This is a genomic window from Pseudomonas sp. ACN8 (genome assembly GCF_002303925.1).
Lineage (GTDB): Bacteria > Pseudomonadota > Gammaproteobacteria > Pseudomonadales > Pseudomonadaceae > Aquipseudomonas.
Genome location: NZ_MRCS01000030.1, coordinates 1 through 25,699, shown reverse-complemented (window position 1 = coordinate 25,699; position 25,699 = coordinate 1). Strand labels below are relative to the sequence as shown.

The window sequence follows — 25,699 nt, the reverse complement described above, 5'->3', positions numbered from 1 at the left end:
CTACTTCATTTCAGGTAGTCGAGCTTCGTTTTTCACTTCGGTCTGGGCGATAGCATCGGCGGGCAGTACGACCCGTTGCTTGCTCAGCAACTGGCCCATGTTCGCCAGGATGCGGTACATCGAGAACTCCTCGGTGTAGCGCACTTCGGTGTAGCGACGGTTGGCGTTGTAGAGCTCGTTTTCACTGTCGAGCAGGTCAAGCAGGGTCCGTTGGCCGAGGCCGAACTGATCCTGGTAGGCGATGCGCACGCGCTTGCTGGTGTCGGCGTATTCACGGGCGGTCGGGGTTTGTTTCTTGGCATTGACCATGGCGTTCCAGGCCAGGTGAATGTTCTCGTTGAGCTGGCGCAGGGCATTGTTGCGGATGTCCATGGCCTGGTTGATCTTGTGCGAGTCGGAGGCCAGGCGCGCCTTGTCGCTGCCGCCGCGGAACAGGTTGTAGTTCATTATCACGCCGACCCGCCATTCGTTGTCGTGGCCTTCGTCACCCTGCAGGTTGTTGTTCGCGCCCACCGCCGCCTCGGCATCGAAGCGTGGGTAGAACGGCGACTTGGCGACTTCGTACTGGCTTTCGGACGATTGCACGTCGGCCTGGGCGGATTTCAGGTAAGGGTTGTTTTCCACCATGCTCTGCTGGGCTTCTGGCAGGGAGGTAGGGACTTCGCCGCGAATCGACGGCGGGGTTTCGAGCTCATCGGGCATGCGCCCCACAACGGCATAGAAGTTCGACTCGGCATCGGCCAGATCGACTTCGGCGGTGTCGAGGTTGTTTTCCGCCAGTGCCCGGCGAGCGCTGGACTGGTCGGCATCGGCGTTGCTGCCCACGCCGCGCTGGGTGCGCAGGCCGATCTGGTCGTTGACCCGCAAGTGCGCTTGCAGGTTGTTCTTGGCCAGTGTCACCAGTTCGCGGCGCTTGAGGACTTCGAGGTAAACCTCGGTGGTGCGCAGGGCCAGGTCCTGAGCCGTGCCCTGAGCGTAATAGGCGCGCGAGTTGACCACGCCTTTGGTGCGTGCGACTTCATTGGAAGTGTTGAACCCGTCGAAGAGCATTTGCCGCAGGCGCAGCTCCGACTGGGTGTAGTTGAGGATTTCGGTATGGTGATTGCCGAACGCCCGGGTATTGGTGTTGTCACTGTACCCGCGCCCGTAGGCGGCGTTCAGATCAACCGATGGATAAAAGCCCCCTTTGGCGACCTTCACGTCCTCGTCAGCCGACAGACGGCTGTCCACCCGTGATGCCAGCTCCGGGTGCGTCGCGATGGTGCTCTGGATTGCCTCGGTCAGCGTCATGGCCTGGGCCTGGTACGAGCAGGCCATGGCCAAAAGAACCGCGCTGCAGAGGGGGGTTAATAGGCGCATGGTGCATCTCCCTGATTCCTGATGGTGCTTATCGGTCGCCAATTTATTGACGACAATTATAGGTAAAGTTGTTTCACATCTTTAACAAAAGAGCTAAGAACATTCTGGAGCGTAGCTAAGAAATTTTTTTCATAACGACTATGCAAAAAAAAACTTATGCGCTCTACAAAATCCAGCACATTGTTCAAGTCGAAACCCCTTGTTTTATGAGCTCTCTGGCGCTCATCGGGGTTTGAGGAAAGTTCCAATCCACTTATCGAAATAGAGCGGAGAGGTGCTGGAGGGGAGGGATGCGAGCGATCTGATGGCGACGGTTTTTTGTCACTTTAGTGCTTCGAGATCGTTACGCATCGCTCACAGGCAAGGTTGTTGCGAACAGGGATCCGATGCCATTGATTGCAGAGGGATTTTCCGAAATCGTAAACAGCGCCGTGAGCGACTGGCTGGGCGAGATCGTGTTCCGGGTCCACGGCTTACTCAAGTAAGCCGGCACCCGGAACACGATCCGCCAGGCAACCCGCTCGAGCCATGAGCACGTTCTTCGCACAATCAAGGTGCCGACAGCGGTTGGCGGCGGAGGAAGTGCACATGGCAACGCTCATCGGAATCGTCAGTAAGGTCATCGGTCAGGTGTTCGCGGTTGCGAGCGACGGCACCCGGCGTGCATTGGTCGAGGGGGACCGGCTGTTCGCCGGCGACCAACTGAGCACCGGCGCTGAAGGCGCGGTGGCGGTGCATCTGCAAAATGGCCAGGAACTGACCCTCGGGCGCGGCAGCAGCATGCAGATGACGCCGCAGTTGCTCGCCAATCAGATTCCCCATGTGAACTCGTCTGAAGCGCTGACGCCGAGCGAAGCGCAACTGACCGATGTCGAACAGCTGCAAAAAGCCATTGCGGCGGGCGACGACCCGACCCAAACCGCTGAAGCCACCGCTGCCGGGCCTACCACGACGGCCGGTGTACCGGGTGGCATCGCGGGCAGTGGCCATAGTTTCGTCATGCTCGAAGAAGTGGGCGGACGAGTCGATCCGGTGATCGGCTTCCCTACTGACGGGTTCAATGGCATTCCCGAACTACCCGAAGAGCGCCTGAACGCCAATCCGGACAATGACGTTGTTGCGGCCGAAGCCCCTGTGGTGCCGCCGGTGCCGAACAATCCGGTGACCTTCGACGGCCTGTCGCAGCAGAACGGCGAGCGGACCGTCAACGAGGCCAACCTGGCCGACGGTTCGGCGAGGAGCGAAGGCTCGCTGACGCGAAGCGGCACCTTCACCATCAATGCGCCCGACGGGCTGAGCAGCCTCAGCATCGGTGCGATCAACTTGATCAGCGGCGGTGTGGCGGCAGGTTTCCCGCAGTCGATCACCTCCCCGTTGGGCGGCACGCTGACCGTCACCGGTTTCAACCCGGCCACGGGCGTGGTCAGTTACAGCTACACCCTCAACCGTGCCGAATCCCATGTGAGAGGCGAGGGTGCCAATAGTCTTGTCGAACACGTCACCGTGGTGGCCAGCGACAGCAATGGCGACAGCACTACCGGTACAGTGACAATCAACATCATCGACGACGTGCCGCAAGCAGTCGATGACAACAATGGCACTGCTTCGGAATCTCTGCTGACCCTCAACGGCAACGTGCTGAGCAACGACGTGCAAGGCGCTGACCGGGTGCCGCTCGGGGAGAACAGCGGGCCGATCACCCCTGGTACCTTTACCGGCACCTACGGCACCCTGGTGCTGAATGCCAATGGCACCTACACCTACACGCTGAACACCAGCGATGCTGATTTCAAAGCCCTGCACGGCGGTGGCAATGGCACCGAAACCTTCACCTATACGCTGACAGACGCGGACGGCGACAGCAGCACCGCCAACCTGGTGCTGCAGATCCACAACAACGATGACCCGATTACGATTGGCGGATTGAATGCCGGGGGCGGCGAGTTGACCGTCTTCGAGAAAAACCTCAGCGCCGGCAGCGCACCGGACGCCACCGCGCTGACCCAGAACGGTACCTTCACCGTCGCCGCCCTCGACGGCGTCACCACCCTGACCGTCGGCGGCATCGCCGTGGTCACCGCTGGCGTGGCCGCCGGCTTCCCGCAATCGATCACCACGCCGTTGGGCAGTACCCTGACCATCACCGGGTTCAACGCGGCGACCGGCGTGGTGAGTTACAGCTACACGCTGGTCGATAATGAAACCCATCCAACTGCCAACGGCGCCAACACCCTGCCTGAGCAGTTCGCCGTGACCGTGGTCGATGACAACGGCACCACCGCGACCGGTTCACTGGACGTCAACATCGTCGACGACCTGCCCAACGCTGTGGGCGACAGCAATGGCACTGCTTCGGAAACTCTGCTGACCCTCAACGGCAACGTGCTGAGCAACGACGTGCAAGGCGCTGACCGGGTGCTGCTCGGGGAGAACAGCGGCCCAATCACCCCCGGCACCTTCACCGGCACCTACGGCACCCTGGTGCTGAATGCCAATGGCACCTACACCTACACGCTGAACACCAGCGATGCCGATTTCAAATCCCTGCACGGCGGTGGCGACGGCACCGAAACCTTCACCTACACCCTCACCGATTCGGACGGCGATAGCAGCACCGCCAACCTGGTGCTGCAGATCCACAACAACGATGACCCGATTACGATTGGCGGATTGAATGCCGGGGGCGGCGAGTTGACCGTCTTCGAGAAAAACCTCAGCGCCGGCAGCGCACCGGACGCCACCGCGCTGACCCAGAGCGGCACCTTCACCATCACTGCGCTGGACGGCGTCACCACCCTGACCGTCGGTGGCATCGCCGTGGTCACCGCTGGCGTGGCCGCCGGCTTCCCGCAATCGATCACCACCCCGTTGGGCAGTACCCTGACCATCACCGGGTTCAACGCGGCGACCGGTGTGGTGAGTTACAGCTACACCCTCAACGACAACGAAGCCCATCCAACTGCCAACGGCGCCAACACTTTGCCTGAACAGTTCGCCGTGACCGTGGTCGATGACAACGGCACCACCGCGACCGGTTCACTGGACGTCAGCATCGTCGATGACCTGCCCAACGCCGTGGGCGACAGCAATGGCACTGCTTCGGAATCTCTGCTGACCCTCAACGGCAACGTACTGAGCAACGACGTGCAAGGCGCTGACCGGGTGCCGCTCGGGGAGAACAGCGGCCCAATCACCCCCGGCACCTTCACCGGCACCTACGGCACCCTGGTGCTGAATGCCAATGGCACCTACACCTACACGCTGAACACCAGCGATGCTGATTTCAAAGCCCTGCACGGCGGTGGCAATGGCACCGAAACCTTCAGCTACACCCTCACCGATGCCGACGGTGACAGCAGCAGCGCCAACCTGGTGCTGCAGATCCACAACAACGATGACTCGATCACGATTGGCGGTTTGAATGCCGGGGGCGGCGAGTTGACCGTCTTCGAGAAAAACCTCAGCGACGGCAGCGCACCGGACGCCACCGCGCTGACCCAGAGCGGCACCTTCACCATCACTGCGCTGGACGGCGTCACCACCTTGACCGTCGGAGGCATCGCCGTGGTCACCGCTGGCGTGGCCGCCGGCTTCCCGCAATCGATCACCACGCCGTTGGGCAGTACCCTGACCATCACCGGGTTCAACGCGGCGACTGGCGTGGTGAGCTACAGCTACACCCTCAATGACAACGAAGCCCACCCGACCGCCAACGGCGCCAACACCCTGCCTGAGCAGTTCGCCGTGACCGTGGTCGACGACAACGGCACCACCGCGACCGGTTCACTGGACGTCAACATCGTCGACGACCTGCCTAACGCTGTGGGCGACAGCAATGGCACTGCTTCGGAAACCTTGCTGACCCTCAGCGGCAACGTACTGAGCAACGACGGGCAGGGCGCTGACCGGATAACAGTCGGGGAAAACAGTGGGCCGATCACCCCCGGCACCTTCACCGGCACCTACGGCACCCTGGTGCTGAATGCCAATGGCACCTACACCTACACCCTCAACACCAGCGATGCTGATTTCAAAGCCCTGCACGGCGGTGGCGACGGCACCGAAACCTTCACCTACACCCTCACCGATTCCGATGGCGACATCAGCACCGCCAACCTCGTGCTGCAGATCCACAACAACGATGACCCGATCACGATTGGCGGATTGAATGCCGGGGGCGGCGAGTTGACCGTCTTCGAGAAAAACCTCAGCGACGGCAGCGCACCGGACGCCACCGCGCTGACCCAGAACGGCACCTTCACCGTCGCCGCCCTCGACGGCGTCACCACCCTGACCGTCGGTGGCATCGCCGTGGTCACCGCTGGCGTGGCCGCCGGCTTCCCGCAATCGATCACCACGCCGTTGGGCAGTACCCTGACCATCACCGGGTTCAACGCGGCGACTGGCGTGGTGAGTTACAGCTACACGCTGGTCGATAATGAAGCCCATCCAACTGCCAACGGCGCCAACACCTTGCCTGAACAGTTCGCCGTGACCGTGGTCGATGACAACGGCACCACCGCGACCGGTTCACTGGACGTCAGCATCGTCGATGACCTGCCCAACGCCGTGGGCGACAGCAATGGCACTGCTTCGGAATCTCTGCTGACCCTCAACGGCAACGTACTGAGCAACGACGGGCAAGGCGCTGACCGGATAACAGTCGGGGAGAACAGCGGCCCGATCACCCCCGGCACCTTCACCGGCACCTACGGCACCCTGGTGCTGAATGCCAACGGCACCTACACCTACACCCTCAACACCAGCGATGCCGATTTCAAGGCATTGCACGGCGGTGGCAATGGCACCGAAACCTTCACCTACACCCTCACCGATGCCGACGGTGACAGCAGCAGCGCCAGTCTGGTGCTGCAGATCCACAACAACGACAATCCAGTGGTCCTCAACGGCCTCAACGTGTATGGCGGTGAACTGACGGTTTACGAAAAAAACCTCAGTGACGGCAGCAACCCTGACACACCAGACCTGACCCAGAGCGGCACCTTCACCATCACTGCGCTGGACGGCGTCACCACCCTGACCGTGGGCGGCATCGCCGTGGTCACCGCTGGTGTGGCGGCGGGCTTCCCGCAATCGATCACCACACCGCTGGGCAGCACCCTGACCATCACCGGCTTCAACGCGGTGACCGGCGTGGTGAGCTACAGCTACACCCTCAACGATAACGAAGCGCACCCAACCGCCAACGGTACCAACACCCTGCCTGAGCAGTTCGCCGTGACCGTGGTCGACGACAACGGCACCACCGCGACCGGTTCACTGGACGTCAACATCGTCGACGACCTGCCCAACGCCGTGGGCGACAGCAATCCTTCAACGGCTTCGGAAACCCTGCTGACCCTCAACGGCAACGTGCTGAGCAACGACGTGCAAGGCGCGGACCGGGTGACGCTCGGAGAGAACGCCGGGCCGATCACCCCCGGAACCTTCACCGGCACCTACGGCACCCTGGTGCTGAATGCCAACGGCACCTACACCTACACCCTCAACACCAGCGATGCCGATTTCAAAGCCCTGCACGGCGGTGGCAATGGCACCGAAACCTTCACCTACACCCTCACCGATGCCGACGGCGACAGCAGCACCGCCAACCTGGTGCTGCAGATCCACAACAACGACGCTTCAGTGGTCCTCAACGGCCTCGACGTGTATGGCGGTGAGCTGACGGTCTACGAAAAAAATCTCAGCGATGGCACCCACCCGGATACACCGGCCCTGACTCAGAGCGGCACCTTCACCGTAACCGCCCTCGATGGCCTGCAAACCCTGACCGTGGGCGGCATCACGGTCGTCAGCGGCGGTGTTGCAGCCGGCTTCCCGCAAACCGCCGTCACGCCACTGGGCAGCACCCTGACCATCACCGGTTACAACCCGGCGACCGGCGTGATCAGCTACAGCTACACCCTCAACGATAACGAAGTCCATTCAACAGGCAACGGCGCCAATAGCCTGACCGAGAACATCAACGTCGTGGCCACCGACACCGATGGCGACAGCGATACCGGGCAGATCAACGTCAAGATCGTCGATGACCTGCCGAGCGCCAATCCCGACGCGGATTCGGTGCAGGAGGGCGGCACCGTCAACCTCAGTGTGCTGGGCAACGACGTCAGCGGGGCTGATGGTCCGGCTGTCGCTGGAGCGGTGGTTGGTGTGCGTGCGGGTAGCGACACATCAACCTCGGCCATCGGCGGGCTCGACGACCACATCGCCGGTACTTACGGTTACCTGACCCTCGATGCCAACGGCAACGCCGTGTATCACAGCACGCCTAACGCAGTGAGCGGCCCCGGCGCGGTGGATGTGTTCACCTACACCGTGCGCGACTCCGATGGTGACGAAAGCACCACCACCCTCACCATCGACGTCTACAACAGTTACCTGAAGGCCGTCAGCGACAACGACGTGACGGTTCTGGAAAAAGCCCTCGACCTGAGCCAGGACGGTCAGGACCTGGTGGCCGGCACCGTCACCGGCAGCGATCCGACCAGTACGGGCGAAACCGCGTCCGGCACGCTGGTGGGTTCGGTCACCAACGCCGTCGGCGCGATCACCTATGCCCTGGTCGGCAGCGATGTCGGGGTATACGGGCAGATTCAGCTCAACGCCAACGGCACCTATACCTACACCCTGACGACACCACCGAGCACCATGCCGCATGCCAATGACGGCCCGAACGTGATATACGAAACCTTCACCTATCAGGCCACTGATTCGCTGGGCAACATCGTCACCAGCACCATCGTGGTGAACATTGTCGATGACGTGCCCAAAGCGATGAACGACAGTAACGTCGGCACCGCTTCGGAGACAGTGCCAAGCCTCAGCGGCGATGTGTTCGGCAACGACGTGATCGGCGCCGATAAAGTCGCCATCGGCCCGGATGCCGGCCCGGTCACCCCAGGCACCTTCACCGGTACCTATGGCACCCTGGTGCTCAATGCCAACGGCACCTACACCTACACGCTGGATCCCGATAATGCGGACTTCAAAAACCTGCATGGCGGTGGCAGCGACACCGAAACCTTCACCTACACCCTCACCGATGCCGACGGTGACATCAGCACCGCCAACCTGGTGCTGAACGTCTACAACAACGACGATAAGGTCACTCTCAACGGCCTCGACGTGTATGGCGGTGAACTGACGGTCTACGAGAAAAATCTCAGCGACGGCACCAGCCCCGACACACCGGCCCTGACCCAGAGCGGCACCTTCACCGTGGCTGCCCTCGACGGCCTGCAAACCCTGACCGTGGGCGGCATCACGGTCGTCAGCGGCGGTGTTACAGCCGGCTTCCCGCAAACCGCCGTCACGCCACTGGGCAGCACCCTGACCATCACCGGTTTCAGCCAGGGCGTGATCAGCTACAGCTACACCCTCAACGATAACGAAGCCCATCCAACGGCCAACGGCACCAACAACCTCATCGAGAACATCAACGTCGTGGCCACCGACACCGATGGCGACAGCGATACCGGGCAGATCAACGTCAAGATCGTCGACGACCTGCCAAACGCCAAACCAGACTCGTCGTCGGTAGTGGAGGGCGGCACCGTCAACATCAGTGTGCTGGGCAACGATGTCAGCGGCGCCGATGGACCGGCGACGGTGGTTGGCGTGCGTGCCGGCGGCAACACCTTGACGTCAGCCATCGGCGGGCTGGGCAATCAGATCAACGGTACCTATGGCTACCTGACCCTCGATGCCAACGGCAACGCGGTGTACCACAGCAACCAGAATTCCGTCGGCGATCCGGGCGCCACTGACACGTTCACCTACACCGTGCGTGATTCCGATGGCGATGAAAGCACTGCCACCCTCACCATCGACGTCGCCAACAGCGCGATCAAGGCCAACCCCGACAGCGACGTGACGGTCTACGAAAAAGCCCTCGACCTGAGCCAGGACGGCCAGGACCTGGCCGCCGGTACGGTCACCGGCAGCGATCCGGGCAACACTGGCGAAACCGCATCCGGGACCCTGGTCGGTTCGGTCTCCGGTGCTGGCGGCGCGCTCACCTACACACTGGTCGGCAGCGCCACCGGCAGCTACGGGCAGATCCTGATCAACCCCGACGGCAGCTACACCTACACCCTGACCTCGGCGCCGAAAACCTTGCCGAACGCCAACGACGGGCCGAACAGTCTGAGTGAAAGCTTCACCTACAAAGCCACCGATGCGCTGGGCAACAGCAGCACCAGCACCATCGTGGTCAACATTGTCGATGACGTGCCCAAGGCGGTGGCAACGGATCGCTCGGTGGCGGCGGTGGAGATCGATTCCAACCTGCTGATCGTGCTCGACGTCTCCGGCAGCATGGCCGACCCTTCCGGCGTGTCGAACCTGTCGCGCCTGAGTCTGGCCAAGCAGGCCATCAGTGCCTTGCTGGATAAATACGACGACCTGGGCGATGTGAAAGTGCAGCTCGTCACCTTCAGCAGCAGCGCCACCGACATGACTTCGGTGTGGGTCGATGTCGCGACCGCCAAGACACTGCTGGCCGGCCTCGTCGCGAACGGCGGCACCAACTACGACGCGGCCGTGGTGACCATGCAGACCGCGTTCAACACCTCGGGCAAACTGACCGGTGCGCAAAACGTCGGCTACTTCTTCTCCGACGGCAAGCCCACCACCGGCCAGGAAATCGGCACCGCCGACGAGACCGCGCTGAAAGCCTTCCTCGATGCCAACAGCATCAAGAACTACGCGATCGGCCTGGGCAGTGGCGTGAGCAACGCCAACCTCGATCCGTTGGCCTACGACGGCAACAGCCACACCGACACCAATGCGGTGGTGGTCACCGACCTCAACCAACTCAACTCGGTGCTGTCCGGCACCGTGGTCGGCGCACCGGTCACCGGTTCGTTGCTGGGTGAGGGTGGCGCGTTCGGCGCTGATGGCGGTTTCATCAAATCCATCGTGGTCGACGGCACCACCTACACTTACGATCCCAAAGCCCTCAGCGGCCAGGGTTCGTTGACGCCAAGCGGCGGCACCAACCACGGCACCTTCAACACCGTGAACAACACGCTGAGCATCGCCACCAACAACAGCGGCACATTGGTGATCAACCTCGACACTGGCGACTACAGCTACACCTCGCAGAAAACCACGTCGGTGTTGATCACCGAGAACATCGGCTTCACCGTCAGCGACAACGATGGCGACCTCACCAGCTCGACGCTGACCGTGAAAGTGATCCCCAACGCGCCTCCGGTGGCGGTGGACGACCACGTCATCACCAACGTCCTGTCGAGCAATATCGTGGTGCCGGCCGAACTGCTGCTGGTCAACGACACCGACCCCAATGGCGACCAGCTTTCGGCGACCCCGACCTCGTTCAACACCGGCTGGGTCGTGAAAGGCGGGGACTTCACCGGTACCGGCGCGATCGACTTCGCCGGCGAAAACAACAACCCCGCCAACCAGAGTCTGGCCAATGTGCGCAACGCCTTTGTGGCCAACGCGACGACCATGACGGCGCTGCTGGTGATCAGTGGCTATCTGGGCGCCGCGAACAACTCCAATGGCAACAATGAAGACTTCATCACGGTCAAGCTGAATCAAGGTGAGACGCTCAACCTCAATCACAACCTGGATGCCGGGCACATCACGATGGAGTATTCGCTCAACGGTGGGGCGTTCGTCAGCATCGCCGATGGTGACACCATTACCGCAGGCGCGGATGGCACTTACCAGATCCACGTGACCAACATCGCCAACACCAGTGGCGGCAATAAGAATTCGGCGGAAAACTACGAACTGACCATGACCGTCAACTACGCCGGAGCACACGAAGTCACCACGGACTACCACGGCACCTACACCGCCAACGACAACCACGGCGGCAGCGATTCGGCCAACCTGACCATCAGCTATCAGGACGGCCACACCCTCACCGGCACCAGCGGGGATGACGTACTGGTGGCGGGCACGGGCAACAACTTCATCAATGCCGGCGACGGCAACGATGTGCTCACCGCCGGTTCCGGCAACAACGAGCTGCATGGCGACGCCGGCAATGATCTGCTCTTCAGCGGCCAGGGCAGTGACATCGTCGATGGCGGCACGGGTATCGACACGGCCAGTTACGCCCACGCCACCGCCGGAGTGACGGTCGACCTCAGCCTGCTCGGTGGGCAAAACACTCTCGGTGCCGGCACTGACACCCTGGCCGGCATCGAAAACCTCACCGGCTCGAACTTCAACGACACCCTTACCGGAGACAACACCAACAACGTGATCAACGGCGGCCTGGGCAACGACATCCTCAACGGCGGGGGCGGCGATGACTTGCTGATCGGGGGCCTGGGCAACAACACCCTCACCGGCGGGGCGGGGGCCGATACCTTCCAGTGGCTCAAGGGCAACAGTGGCCATGACGTGATCATCGACTTCACGCCCGGCACCGACAAACTCGACCTGTCGCAACTGCTGCAAGGGGAAAACGGCACCACGGCGTCGCTGGATGACTACCTGCATTTCACCGTCACCGGCAGCGGGCCGTCGACGGTGACCAGCATCGACGTCAGCGCCATGGCCGGCGCCGCGCCGAACCAGACCATCGACCTGGCCGGCGTCGACCTCGCCAGCCATTACGGTGTAACGCCGGGGGCGGGTGGGGTGATCGCGGGCGGGTATGACACCGCGACCATCATCAACGGCATGCTCAACGATCATTCGTTGAAGGTGGATACCGTGTAACCCGAAGTCGCAACCACAGAACCCGCGTTCCCGATCAAACGGGAGCGCGGGTTTTTTATGGGCAAAATCGGGTGGTCTGAGGGTGGTTTTACGATGAACGGTCGCAATACCTGTTATTTCTGACAGTAGGCAGCATCAGCGGACAGGCATTTAATTAAGCCCATCAGATGCGCCGATGTGATGACCGTGAAGGCGGTTTTGCACGTGATTCACTGTCCAGGCGCATTGCACTTGATTCGTTGCCACGGAGTATCTGCGATGCCGTCCCCGAAATTTCCGATAGACCCAGAACGTACCGGGCCAAACCCCGGCGAGGATGGTATGGCCCTTCCGTTGCCTATCGTTCCGGTCATTCTCAAAGACGAGGACGGCAATGAAAGTGCGGATGGGCTGGTACCGCGCAGCGTTTTGAATAGTCATCTGCAGGTCACTGTACCGGCATGGAGTTTTTCCACCGATCCGGCTTTTGGCGCAGACATTGTTGCCGTTGGTTGGAGGCCGGTAGGGCAAGACTTTTTTGAAGTCAGCAGAGTTCTATTTCCCATCCCCATTGAGCCAGGGGACAAGATCGTATCGGTACCACGGGATAAGTTGGTGCACGGTATTTATGACCTGTCGTACAAACTCATTATCGGGGGCAACTCGGCTGAATCCGGTAAAAAGAAAATCACGGTCGACCGGGTTGAACCTGACGACGGTCAGGAACCTTTGGCGCTGCAAATGCTGGATGTCGTGGGTAGCATCACTGACGACTATTTGACCGAGCACGGGCAAGTTCGCTTCAAGGTCCCGACTTATGTGGATGTGCAGGCTCGTGATCGGGCGATTTATTACTGGTCGGATAATCCCAATCCACCGGATTCGGAACCCGAAATTCGCGAGCAGGCCTTCAGCCAGCAAGATATCGACAATGATCAACTGATTATCACGATGTATGAGGCAGATATTCGGGATCGTGGGCCCGGGCCACGTTACATCTTTTACCGGCTGCGAGACTGGGCCGGTAACCGTGGGCCCCGCTCGACATTTCTACCGCTGTTCGTCGACTTGCTCCCGGCGCCAGGTAATCTCAAGCCGCCACGCGTGCCGTTGTCGGCCAGAGGATTGATAGACCGTCAGCACGCTCGTGAAGGTGCGGTGGACCAAGGTGTGGTAACGGTAGAAATCGATGCCTATGACAATCCGGCTGTGGGCGATGAGGTGTTGATCGACTGGGATGAAAACCCCTTGGCACCGCTGGCAGTCGACCCCGGACGGTTCCCGCTCGTGGCTCCGGTGCCTTGGTCGGTGCTGCGTGCCAATGGCCTGGGCCCAATGACGGCGCGCATCACTTACAAGGTGCGACGCGGCAGTGGAGACACGCCGTCATCGCTTGAAACGCGGGTGCCGATGGATTTGACCGTGGCCGGGCAGGACCATGCCAATGCGCCAGCGCTGCTGAACGCCACGCTGGCCCTGCTTGAGGTGTATGGCGCCAAATCCCAGACCTTGAACACCTTGCTCTCCGAGGATTTTGGTGAAGATGCCGAGGCATTTCTGACCTTGTTTGACGATCCACAACCCGGGCAGACGATCGAGTTGTACTGGGGGTCGATCAGCACACCGGTTGCGCAATACATCGTCCAGTCCGGTGACGTGGCGGGAAAAAGGGTGCCGATCACAATCCCCTGGTCTGCGATTGACCAGGACCGGGACAACCCGGCGCTGCCGGTCTACTACACCACCAGCAACGGTATCAATCTGCAGCAAGCGCGTATCACCTCGGTCCGTGTCTTGATTGTGGTCATCGAGGGCCTGAAAGAGCCGTCGTTCCCTCATGCGGGTAAATACGGTGTTCTCAATTGCTGTGCATGCCCGAGGCTCTGGAAGGGGGTTTGGGTGAAAGTGGAAGGTAATCCGGCATTCGATGAGAACGATGTCGTGACCCTGCATTGGCAAGGGTGTGAAGGGACGAATGGCACATCCCCCATTCCCGGCGTCGTTGACACATTCGCCACGAAGTTGAACCTGGATCAGGCGCGTAATGGTTTCGAAGTTCATGTGGCTGATTATGAAAATCTGATTGCACCCATGGTCAACAATGGTTCCGCCCTTTGTTATTACGACTTGAAAAAGCTCAATGGCGCAGTGGGCGTCTCCAAGAAAGATTTCGTCATCATCAACAGGACCATGCCCAGTGGCGAAGTGTGTTCGCCGACGAATGAGACTTGTCAGGAGCCCTGCGATAAGTAATCGCTTCTGTCATTGAAAAGCTGATGTTTGTTTAACGTGCTTGTTCCAGTTTTCGTGGTGCGTAACCCTGCACGTTAATAAATGGTTTGAAAGTTGAAAGCCGTGCCTTTCGAGGTGCTGTCTGTATGCGTTTGATGTTTTTAAGTTGCACGTGGCTGTTGTCAGTCATGTGCTTGGTTGAAATACCTGGGGCAGGTAAAGCCCGTTTATTGAGTAGGAGTTGAGATATGTCAAGTTTAGAGAAAATCACGTCCGCACAACAAAGCCGGTTGAATTATAAAAAAATTCGCCTCTCAAGCCCAAAAGTTGTTGCGGGTCCACCCAACCTGCATACCGATAATCCATTGTTGCCGAACACCCCTGATGATCTGCCTAATCAACTGCATCGCATGTATCAAGGGGTGGAACTCAAGGTTGAAGTGCCAAGGCCAGACGTTGCGGACCTGCCTGGTGGTATTCCGGGGATTATTCAACTGACATGGGATGAAACTCGGGTGGGAACACGTTTTACCTATACGACACCGCTGGACTCTGATATTCTAAAAATTGATTTGAATTTGCCGGAAAATTTGAGCAATCAACCCGGAACCCATCAACTCGGTTACCACCTGGTGCAAGGTGGTAACCCCACTACAGTGACACCACTGACTATTAATGTTGATACAACCCATCCAGAGACCAATGGTGAGGTAATAGTTCCACCGGAGGTGGAGCGTGACGGTATTACCAAGAAGTACCTGGACGAAAATGGTAATGTGCAGTTAACCATACCTGAGTATTCAGGCAGAAAAATCGGCGATGTCATCGAACTCCATTTTGGTAAGTCATTGCCACTTTCGAGGAAATTTGATGAGATTACACGGACCGACACCAACGTTCCGGTAGTCTCCGACAAATTGACTGCCGCTGTGGTGGGGGACGAAGAGGGGCCGCATGCGATCTTTTACTACATCACCAACCGCAAAGGTTATATAAGTGGAGTTTCTCTATTCAAACAATTGAATGTCACGTTGACCGATCCGCCAGTAGGTTTGTTGGCGCCGGATATTCCGCTGTACGAGGACGGCCTGATCGATTTGGCTGATGCCCAGACGCCGGTAGGCGTAGGGATGAAGGTTGAATACACCAACTTCATGCCGAATGATCAATTGCTGGTGACATGGGACGGTATCCCACAAGCACCCAAACCGATTGTCAGCTTTCCCGTTTACGCGAATGTACTGTTCAAAGATGTTTTCAATGGTAATGCTGGTGAAAAAACGGTCACGGTTGAGTATCAAATCAAGCGTGGCTCGCTTCTTTATCCGTCAACTCCACTGTCTGTGGAAGTCGATGTAGACTTGAGGAAACCGGGTGGCGTTATTGACCCGGACAATCCAGGCCCTGTTAACCCGAACCTTGCTCTGGTGACGGTTCAAGGGCAGGGTGGTAATGATCCAAACAAGTTGACAGAAGCTGACAAGGATCAGGACGTCGATGTGTCGGTTGTCATTTACGAAGGGGCGAAAGTGAACGATGAAGTTCAACTTGTCTGGAAGGGCGTTCCTGTACCGGCAGCCAATGGTGGTGTATATACAGTAGAGGAACCGGTTCCGGTGCCTCCAGCCAGAATTACCTGGACCACTGACTGGAGTGTTGTCGCCGACGGGGGCAACGGAAATCCAATTCTTGTAAACTACGAAATCGCACACCCGGATGTAAACGAAAACAAAGACATCTCCCCTAATCAGGACGTTGATGTCGAGATTGTTCCCGGTGTTGTTCCAGAGGCAAAGTTTCAAAACCTTGATCCGGACTTCACTGACTGGTTGAACTGCGGTTCATTGCGTCAGGATCCTGTGAAAGGCACTGTTGTCGAAGTGCTGGTTGCAGGTGGAGAACCTCAACTTAAAGATCAGGATCTGGTTTTTAAATATCAGGGTTATACCGACAATACAGGTACGGTGAAACCTGGCACGGACCTTGATGTTACGTATACCCCCAATGAACAAGAAGCAATCAACGGTTTTATCGTGAAAATCCCTTATGCCCCTATTTTGGAAACCGAGAATGGCTGGGGGGACATTAGATACACCGCTGTTATCGACGGTCGCCCAGTAGACTCCGTTCCACATCTGGTAAGGGTTTACCTGGTCGATCCGGGTGATGGCGGCACTTGCAAGATCACTCGACGTTAAGGTGATTTGAATAGCCGGCGGGAGGCGCGTCATGCGCCTTCCGCTTTCGGGGGTCTTTCGTTGAACAAGTCTCTGATGACGGAGCTTTCGGAATGAACCCTGGAATTACTCGCGGCTAAAAAAGGATTACTCCTACATTCATGTTTGCAAGTACTGGGTATTGTCTGCTGCCCTCGTAGTCTTTTGCGCTGTTTCATGAAAGACGTGAGGCCTTGATCAATCGGAGCCATTTTATGAACATCGGCAATAGCAAATCGCACAAACCTGCCTTCGCAGGCCCATTTCAAATGCTGGTAGCCATACCGGCATTTTTTTTTCTGAGCCCTGCCGCACTGGCAGCGACCATCGTCGATAACACCACGCTGGACATCGATGCAACGACGCCAACCATTGACTACCTGGTGCGCAACAACGGCGTGCTCAATGTCACAGGCGCCAATACCAATGAGATTACCGCGACCGGTGGGTCGACACTGAACATCAATGGCGCGACCATTACGGCGAGAAGCGGTATCGAAGGGGTCACCATTACCAATAGCCAAGGGACGCTCAACCAGGCCAGCGTCACCAGCGATACCCTGGCTCTGGCGGTCAATCGGCTGAGTTCTTCGACGCAAGGCTCGACGGTAACCGCCACAGGTGGTTTTTACCGCGGGGGTGACGCCGGCGCTCAAGTCACAGGCTTGAGTACCCTTACGCTTATCAATACCGAAATCACCGGAACAGGCACCAACAGCGTTGGCTTGAATATCCTCGGTGGTGATGTGCGCGCGACGGCGGGTACCCGCATAAGCGGTGATGCGGCGGGTGTGCGCATGGCCCGCGATCCGTCTCGCTTGGGCAACAACTCGCTGGTCCTGGACAACGCCAGCGTGACAGGCCGTAACGGCGCGGCGATTGTGGTGGATACCGGTATCAGCGCGAATATCGAAGTGCTGAACAATTCCACGCTGCAAGGGAAAGACAACCAACTTCTGATGATAAAAGGGGCCTCCACGGCGGCCTTGAAAGTGGCCAACAGCACCCTGCAAGGCAACGTGAGCGTCGACGGTGGCAGCACTGCGAACCTGACGTTCGATGGCGGACACATGGTCGGCGATGTGGTGAAGGTCGATGATGCCTCGACGGCCAACGTCACCCTGCAAAACGGTTCGACCCTCACCGGCCGCCTCGACAAGGCCAACGGTGTCACCATCAACAGCGGTTCGAACTGGACGCTCACCGGCAACGACAGCATCGGCACACTGGCCATGAATGACGGTCGTGTCAGCTTTGGCGCGGCGGGTGCCCCGGCTACCTACTATCAATTGAATGTCGGGACACTGGCGGGCAACGGTGTGTTTGCCATGAAGGGTGACTTCGCCACCGGCAACCGCGACTTCCTCAACGTTACCGGTGTGGCGACGGGCGACTTCGGCCTGGCCGTGGCCGCCTCCGGGCTGGACGCGGCGTCACCGCAGGCCTTGACCCTGGTGCACACCGCGGCGGGCGATGCGAAATTCTCGCTCGAAGGTGGCGCGGTCGACGTGGGTACCTGGTCCTACGACCTGGCCCAGCGCAGCACGGGGGCAGGGGGGACAGAATGGTTCCTCGACCCGACCACCAAGACCGTCAGCCCTGGCGCGCGCTCGGTGCTGGCCTTGTTCAACGCACCGATCACCATCCTGTATGCCGAGGGTGCATCGCTGCGCAGCCGCATGGGCGAACTGCGTTTCAACGGCGGTAAAACCGGCTTCTGGATGCGTGGCTACGGCAACAAATACAACGTGTCTTCCGGTTCCGGCGTGGCCTATCAGCAAACCCAGCAAGGCCTGTCCCTGGGGGCGGATGTGCGTTTGGGCGAGAGCCAGTGGCTGGCAGGTATCATGACCGGTTACAGCGATTCCGACCTGAACGTCGAGCAGGGCACGTCCGGGACCATCAACAGCTACTACCTGGGGCCATACGCGACCTGGCTGGACGCCGAGACGGGGTACTACTTCGACGCCACGCTCAGGTTCAACCGCTATCACAATGAAGCCAAAGTCAGCATGAGCGACGGCTCGCGCAGCAAGGGCGACTACCGCAGCTCCGGCATCAGCGCTTCCGCCGAGTTCGGGCGCAACATCAAGCTGGACAGGGGCTACTTCGTCGAGCCGTACGCCAAACTGTCGACCGCGGTGATTCAAGGTAGCGACTATGACCTGGACAACGGCATGAACGCCGACGGTGATCGTGCACGTTCCGTTCTCGGCGAAGCCGGCGCCACCGCCGGCCGTACCTTCAACTTGGACAACGGCATGATCGCGCAACCTTATGTGCGTGCCGCCGTGCAGCAAGAGTTCATCAACAACAACCGCGTCACCGTCAACCACGACAACCAGTTCAACAACGATTTGTCCGGCACTCGCGGGCTGCTGGGGTTGGGCGTTGCATTGGCGGTGACCAAGGACGTGCAAGTGCATGCCGATTTCGATTACAGCAACGGTGAGAACATCGAACAGCCGTATGGGGTGAATGTGGGGTTTCGTTGGGGTTTTTAAACGCTTGGTGTGAAGGGTTCCAAAAAAAAACGCCTCGCAATGTGCGAGGCGTTTTTTATGAGCGATTATCTAAATCCAACACCGAGGGCGGTGCTACCCCCTTGTTCAGGAACGTTGCCATTCGCGGAAGTAACAATGTTCATACATCTTTTGCTCTGAAATGGCCAAATAATGGGACCGGGGGTTGTCGACCAATAAAGTGCATTGCCCATGGGCCAGCGTGAACCATACGCCTGATGAAGTTCATACAGTTCAGCATGACTGGGTATCCGCGCCCCAGCTTGAGTGGCTGCTGTATTGATTCCGGCCCATGTGCTCCTTCCCAAGCCCACGCAATGGATAACACCCGTGACGGTTACGGTGTAGCTCAAGGACTGATTGACCGCACCCCGTGCCGTAATAACAGGCGCAGATCATGGCTGATACCGGTTGCGCCATCGGCCCGATTTCCGGCGGTTGCTATACCGCAATCATCAGCCCGAATGGCTCGGTGCTGGGTTCGTTGCAGGAAGATGAGGGCGAGGTGATCGCCGACCTCGACATGGGCCTGATCGACAAGCGCAAACGCATGATGGATTCACGCGGCCACTACAGCCGCCCGGAACTGCTGAGCCTGCTGATTGACCGTACACCGCAAAGCCATGTGCACGAACGCAGTGCGCATCCGAAGCGGGTTGAAGAGAGCGGGCTGGCGGAGGTGTTGGGTTAGGGTAGAAAAAAAGTCCCCCCCCCGCTCATCGCAGGGGGGAGGTGGCGTGCTCTACAACTTACAATGGAACGATCTCGATATCGTCAATTTGATAGTCGTTACCCTGGCCCGTTGCGACATGACTGTAGACATCCAGTACGATTTGCATACTGGTAGAAACGAAGGTGCCTGAGAGGGTTATCCAATTGGTCAACGAAGTGATATTGGTCGGGCCTGCAACCGTATTGTCGGCGGCTCTGATCGATATTCTTGGTACTTCGTATCGTCCATTGACCCGAATGATCTTGAGGGAAAACCGATAACTGCGGCCTGCTCGCAAGTTGTTCAGGGTCTTTTTAATGATGACACCATTGGACTTTTCAGTATGAGTGTAGTTTTGGAATACCCAGTTGCCTCCGATATTGACCAGTAACAGATCGCGGGGATCCACACCAGGTCCGCCTGCCCAGCCATTCCAGTTTTGATTGGAAAAATCGGTCAAGTCGCGCACGAGTGGTGCAATGCTGGTGAAACTGTGCGGGAGGGATATAAGTCCCGAACCATTAGTGCTGTGAGCAGTAATTGTATGAAGACCCGGGTTGAAAGTTGTTTGGGGTAGATCCCAAACATTACTGTTAACGGGAACCTCCCGCAGGAAGGTACTGCCGTCATAGAGCCTGATCGTGACGTTACCGGTGGCTCCGCCACTGATAGCCACGGACGGTTCCGTTGTGTGCTCCCCATTCTTGATGTCGGAGCCTCCCGCGTCAGTAACAGTATTAATGGTCGGCGTCACGCTCTCGGCCACTGAAAATGTCCTTGGCAGACTGTCCACCGGGGCTGCGTCATACAGGGCGCGCGCGATAATGTGGTAGCCCTTCACGACCAGATTGCTCAGCACCTTTGTCCAGATACCCGCACTATCAACATCGGTTGGCCCAAGTGACGTGGAACCGTCAAACAGTTCAACCTTCTCGCCCCGCGTCGCCGTCCCGGTGATGGTCACTTGCCTGAAGTAAGTGGATTCGCCCTCGCCCACCGTACCTTTCGGGTCAGCCACGTCAGTAATCTCCGGCGTCAGGTAGTCGTACCGGGTTTTGACGGTCAGCGCCAGACGCGGAAACTCGATGGCCGTGTGTTCCTGCGAGTCGCCATCGAAGGCAACCTTGCAGATCACCGTCGCCGGTGAAGCGTGACCCAGTTTCAACAGTTCGGATCTGAGGAGGGTTTCATTGAGGCCGTTGGCGAGTTGTGTCTGTGTGATCTCCGTACCGTCGAGCAGTTCAATCGTGTGAGTCGCACCGGAAACGGTCTTGCCTTGCAGCCTTAGCCAGATGCGTTGTTTGAGCGCGATAAATGGCCATTTATCGACAGTGACTCTGGCGTCGCCGGCAAAGGTCATCAGGTCAAGGATGCCGTTGGGGGCCTGGGGCACTTGTGGGCGCGGAAGCTGGTTATCGGGATCTTGAAACCTCAACACATTGAGGGTCAGCAAATCGGAGGGTTTCCAGAAATTGTAGCGCTTGACCTCATAGGACACTGCAACGCTTTTACCGATGTTCGGCCCTACGACAGAGGACGGCAGAGAGAACTTCACCCGGCCACTGGCGTCTGCCGGTAATTCCAGATCTTCCGATGTGCCCGCACCGGGTGTGCCGCGCCATTTCAAGGCAATGGTGTCCAGTGCCGGATCCATGTTTGCGTATTCGACCGATACGTCCACGCCCTGGGTCGCATTCATGGGATCAAGCTCGTCATCCGGGGCCTGAATCACCCTCGGTGGCGGAAGCTCTCCCACCAGTTGACCAATCAACAGATTCAGCGTCGCCGAGTAACTCGTCAGGCCGGTGCCGGCGTGTTTGAGGGTGTACCTGACCTTGACGTACTGCCCGATGTTGGCCGAGACAAACCAGGCGTCGACCCGGAAGTTTACCGGCTTGCCCGCAATGACGGACGTGATCGGTAGCCAGTCGCTGGTACTGCTGCCAGCGCTGATACCCGTCCAGTAATACGTCAGAATGTCGCCTTTGAGTGTCCCAAGGTATTCGATCCGTACCGTGGCGTTATCGAAAATTTTTGACGGGTCCAGCACGTCGTCGTCGGCCTCCACTACCTTTGGCGCCGGCAGCGTGGCGCGGATGGCCTTGACATCGACCAGCAGGTGCTCGGACTCGCTGACCCCATAAATTACCGCTTTATCGTTGGACACCACATACGACAAGTCCAGCTTGCCGTCAGCCAGAACGGCGATGTGTTCACTCAGCACGTAAATCGTGATCTTCTTGCGCTCGGCGTCCCCCTTGCTGACGGTGTACTCCTCGCCATGGACATAGGGCTGACCATTGGATCGGGTGCCCAGCCATCTCAGGTTGATGAAGTCGCCGTTGGTCATTCCCGGGTAAGTGATGTCTACGGTGGCAATGGAGTTGTCAGGCTCGAGGAGGTTGCCGACCAGCTCCCGAATGGTCGGTGCCGGATGCGCATACACATCGCCGATCACACTGGCGAAGGCGCGTTTGGAGGAGAGCGGTGGGCCGCCATTGCGTTTGGTCAGGACGTAGGAGGCGTCGGCCGAGCCCATGGCGATGGCGCGGACCTCGGCGTAAGGCACCATGAAATCCTTGACACTGGGGATGTTGTCCACGGTCCATGATTCGGTATGAATCAGCGGGTTGCCAGTGAGCGGCGTGCCGATCCAGGTCATCGTGACCGTATCGCCCAGGTCGAAATCAGTGCCCACGACCAGGACTTGTACTGTCACGTCTTTCTGGTTCAGTTTCTTGAGGTCGATCACACCGTTGTCCGACTCCCGGATCATCGGTGGGTCCAGACGCCAGGCGCCTGCCTCCACCCGCACGGTGGTGGCTTGCGACCATTGTTCGGAGTAGTTCCAGACTTCGTCGTGGACCTCGTATTGCACCATCAGTGCCGCGCTGTCGCCGCCCGCCAGTATGTCGGCCTGCGTGGCGGTGATCACGATAGGCTCGGAGCCATCAACTTGTGCCGTCGTGACAAAGTGAGGTGCCAGATAAGCGCTGCCCCATTTCACCTGGACCACATCGCGCACGGCGATGTTCGGGTACACGCCGATGGTCATGGGCACACCCCTTTGCGCCCACTCGGCATCCACGCCGTTTTTGATCACGTCTTCCGGCAGTTGCGCAATATGCAATTCGGAATGGCCCGGTAGATGAGGGTCTTTGTCGCGCCCGGCCGGCCGATCCAGTTTCACCAACAACCGCAACGGCACGGCCGGATCATCGGGTACGGGTTCACCCTGACGGGTCAGCACGTAGTAGACCTCCTCGACCCAGCCGGAAACGATAGCCTCGGCAGGCAGGAAAAAAAACACGGTCTTGTCGATTTCATCTGGCTCGACAATCCGGGTAAGGAGCTTCTCGGTGCCCCAGTAGATATCCAGCGTATCGCCGTCGAGCATTGGAAAGCTGTAAGCGTTGACGGCACACAAAATGCCTTCGGGGTACTCTTCGACGGCGTGGATGTTGAGGCCACCGTCACCGTCAACGACCGGATGCGTCATGCCGGCAATCAGCAAGGGGCGTAGAGCAAGAGGGGAAATGGCGGCCGGGAAAACCGGAAACAGAAACGAGCGGAAATGCGACATGGAAAAAGCCCTCGTCGATGTGATGCTATTCAGGTACGAATAGATCGTTCGATTGGGCCCCAGGGCGGAGGTGTTGGCTACTGTCAGAAATAACAGGTTGGGGTGGGTTTTCGATGAGTGGTAGGGGGTAGCGCAAAGCAGCTCGAACCATCAATCGGCTGTTTGAGGCTGGAGAAGCATCCAGGCAAAACCTATGTGGGACGTATTGAGCGGGGGGGAGCACTTTCCTGGGACGGCATTATCCCGCGCAATAAGTCGCTTTGTTAATCTTCCTCCATCGAAAAATCGCCAGCTTTAGGAGCAAGCCTCAAACACCATCGCCGTATGGGGATGGTGTTTGAGATGGACTCACGTTTTTCCGTTTCATCGCTTCCTATTTAAGGCAAGCAAACGCGGGAAACGATTGTAAACGGGTGGACGTCTGTTCATAGTATCTAAGGTATATGGGGGGGCGTATATCGCTCATTAAAAAGTCAAGTGCTCTTTACCCCCCAAGCCCCGGCTCTATCGTAGATACTTTGGCAATGAATAACGCCGGCGGCTTTTTGGAATATCGTTCCTTGGTATGCTGGGCAAGCCATGGAATCCTGCGTATCTCCTGGCCAGTAGAACGCAAGTGGATAGGGTGCCTTTGTATTGATATTCTCGATGAATAGAGCGTTCGCCATGCTACTAGTCAGAATTCGTACACCTGTTGCATCCCTCCACTGGTACGCTTGCGTCCAGTCAATTAAGTTGTTGTTTACAACTAAGTCATATACGTTCGAGACGTTGACGCTGTAGGAAGCACGTTGACCGCTTTGGTCGGCCACAGTAATTGTGGCAACTCCATTTTTTTCGCTTTTTACTTTCCCGCTAGATGGATTAACGGATGCCACGGAGGGGTTACTAGACGAGTAAGTGTATGCAGGCCGGCCACCGGTCGCAGTCCTGGTTGCTGTAGTGCCAGGCGCGTCAGCTCCTGTTTTCGGCCAGTCTTGAGCCTTCAAACGGATTCCGTTCAAGCTTACAGGAGATGGATCAATCACCAGCGTCGGAATAACGGTGAAGGTTCTGGCCGCTGACGAGGCGCCCGCACCATAGAGTGCTTTGGCGGTGATGCTGTGCGCCGCAACCGCCAGGCCGGTGACGGTCAGGGTCCAGATTCCCGTTGTGACATTGGCCGTGGCCTTACCTTTGGAAACGGTGCCGTCAAACACCTCGACCTGTTGGCCCTTGCTCGCTGTACCGGTCAAGACCACGGCGGTTTCCACGGTGTAACCGTTCGCCGGAATGTCGGTATTGCTGGGCGAGCCTTTCACCGTGGTGATCGTCGGGGCCACCACCGCCGTGACGGTGAAGGTTCTTGCCGCTGACGAGGCGCCCGCACCATAGAGTGCTTTGGCGGTGATGCTGTGTGCAGCAACCGCCAGGCCGGTGACGGTCAGGGTCCAGATTCCCGTTGTGACATTGGCCGTGGCCTTACCTTTGGAAACGGTGCCGTCAAACACCTCGACCTGTTGGCCCTTGCTCGCTGTACCGGTCAAGACCACGGCGGTTTCCACGGTGTAACCGTTCGCCGGAATGTCGGCATTGCTGGGCGAGCCTTTCACCGTGGTGATCGTCGGGGCCACCACGGCCGTGACGGTGAAGGTTCTTGCCGCTGACGAGGCGCCCGCACCATAGAGTGCTTTGGCGGTGATGCTGTGTGCAGCAACCGCCAGACCACTGACGGTCAGGGTCCAGATTCCCGTTGTGACATTGGCCGTGGCCTTGCCTTTGGAGGTGGTGCCGTCAAACACCTCGACCTGCTGGCCCTTGCTGGCGGTCCCCGTGAGGGTGACGGCGGTGTCGACGGTGGTGCCGTTTTGAGGAATTTCATCGCCCTTGGAGTCTTCGGCCTTGGTGATGGTCGGAGCTGCCACAGCCGTGACGGTCAGGGTGCGTGGCGGCGTTGAAACCTGGCCACTGCCATACAGCGCCTTGGCGGTAAAACTGTGGGCGGCCAGGCTCAGGCCCGTCATGGGATGGGTCCAAATACCGGTCGTGAGGTCGGCCGTCGCCTTGCCTTTGGAGGTGGTGCCGTCAAACACCTCGACCTGCTGGCCCTTGCTGGCGGTCCCCGTGAGGGTGACGGCGGTGTCGGCGGTGGTGCCGTTTTGAGGAATTTCATCGCCCTTGGAGTCTTCGGCCTTGGTGATCGTCGGCGTCACCACCTCGAAGGCCTTGATCGTATAGACCTGATCCGCGAACACCAGCGCCTTGGCCTCGACATTGCTTTTATCCAGCGCGGCCTTGAAGCTCAGCGTCAAGCGGCTGCCGTCGGCCAATTCATTGAAGTAGCTTTTGGCGACCGGTCTTGGCCAGTATTTTTGCGCGAACCAGGTGC

At 58.7% G+C, this 25,699-nt stretch carries 7 protein-coding genes and 1 pseudogene; 5 read left to right on the top strand and 3 right to left on the bottom strand.

The window, feature by feature from the left end:
• Complete coding sequence (locus BSF44_RS17640) at positions 1 to 1,359, bottom strand: TolC family outer membrane protein (RefSeq protein WP_095944589.1); 1,359 nt, start codon at positions 1,357 to 1,359, stop codon at positions 1 to 3.
• Between the two features lie 588 nt (positions 1,360 to 1,947).
• Here BSF44_RS17640 and BSF44_RS30735 point away from each other — a divergent pair.
• From BSF44_RS30735 to BSF44_RS17610, 5 genes and pseudogenes are all read left to right on the top strand, one after another.
• A complete protein-coding gene (locus tag BSF44_RS30735; RefSeq protein WP_172435364.1) occupies positions 1,948 to 12,087 on the top strand; it encodes a retention module-containing protein in 10,140 nt (3,379 codons plus the stop codon).
• A 321-nt stretch (positions 12,088 to 12,408) separates the two neighbouring features.
• Positions 12,409 to 14,319, top strand: coding sequence for a hypothetical protein (locus tag BSF44_RS17625; protein ID WP_256589098.1), 1,911 nt, complete (start codon positions 12,409 to 12,411; stop codon positions 14,317 to 14,319).
• A gap of 227 nt (positions 14,320 to 14,546) precedes the next feature.
• Positions 14,547 to 16,496, top strand: coding sequence for a hypothetical protein (locus tag BSF44_RS17620; RefSeq protein WP_095944587.1), 1,950 nt, complete (start codon positions 14,547 to 14,549; stop codon positions 16,494 to 16,496).
• A 233-nt stretch (positions 16,497 to 16,729) separates the two neighbouring features.
• Positions 16,730 to 19,018, top strand: coding sequence for an autotransporter outer membrane beta-barrel domain-containing protein (locus BSF44_RS17615; RefSeq protein WP_095944586.1), 2,289 nt, complete (start codon positions 16,730 to 16,732; stop codon positions 19,016 to 19,018).
• 403 nt (positions 19,019 to 19,421) lie between these two features.
• A pseudogene (locus BSF44_RS17610) lies at positions 19,422 to 19,727 on the top strand (aliphatic nitrilase); the annotation flags it as partial.
• A 58-nt stretch (positions 19,728 to 19,785) separates the two neighbouring features.
• Here the strand turns inward: BSF44_RS17610 and BSF44_RS17605 are convergent.
• Positions 19,786 to 23,331, bottom strand: coding sequence for an Ig-like domain repeat protein (locus BSF44_RS17605; protein ID WP_141250046.1), 3,546 nt, complete (start codon positions 23,329 to 23,331; stop codon positions 19,786 to 19,788).
• A 473-nt stretch (positions 23,332 to 23,804) separates the two neighbouring features.
• Positions 23,805 to 25,699 (bottom strand): hypothetical protein (locus BSF44_RS30505; protein ID WP_178081857.1); only part of this gene is annotated, 1,895 nt, incomplete at its 5' end.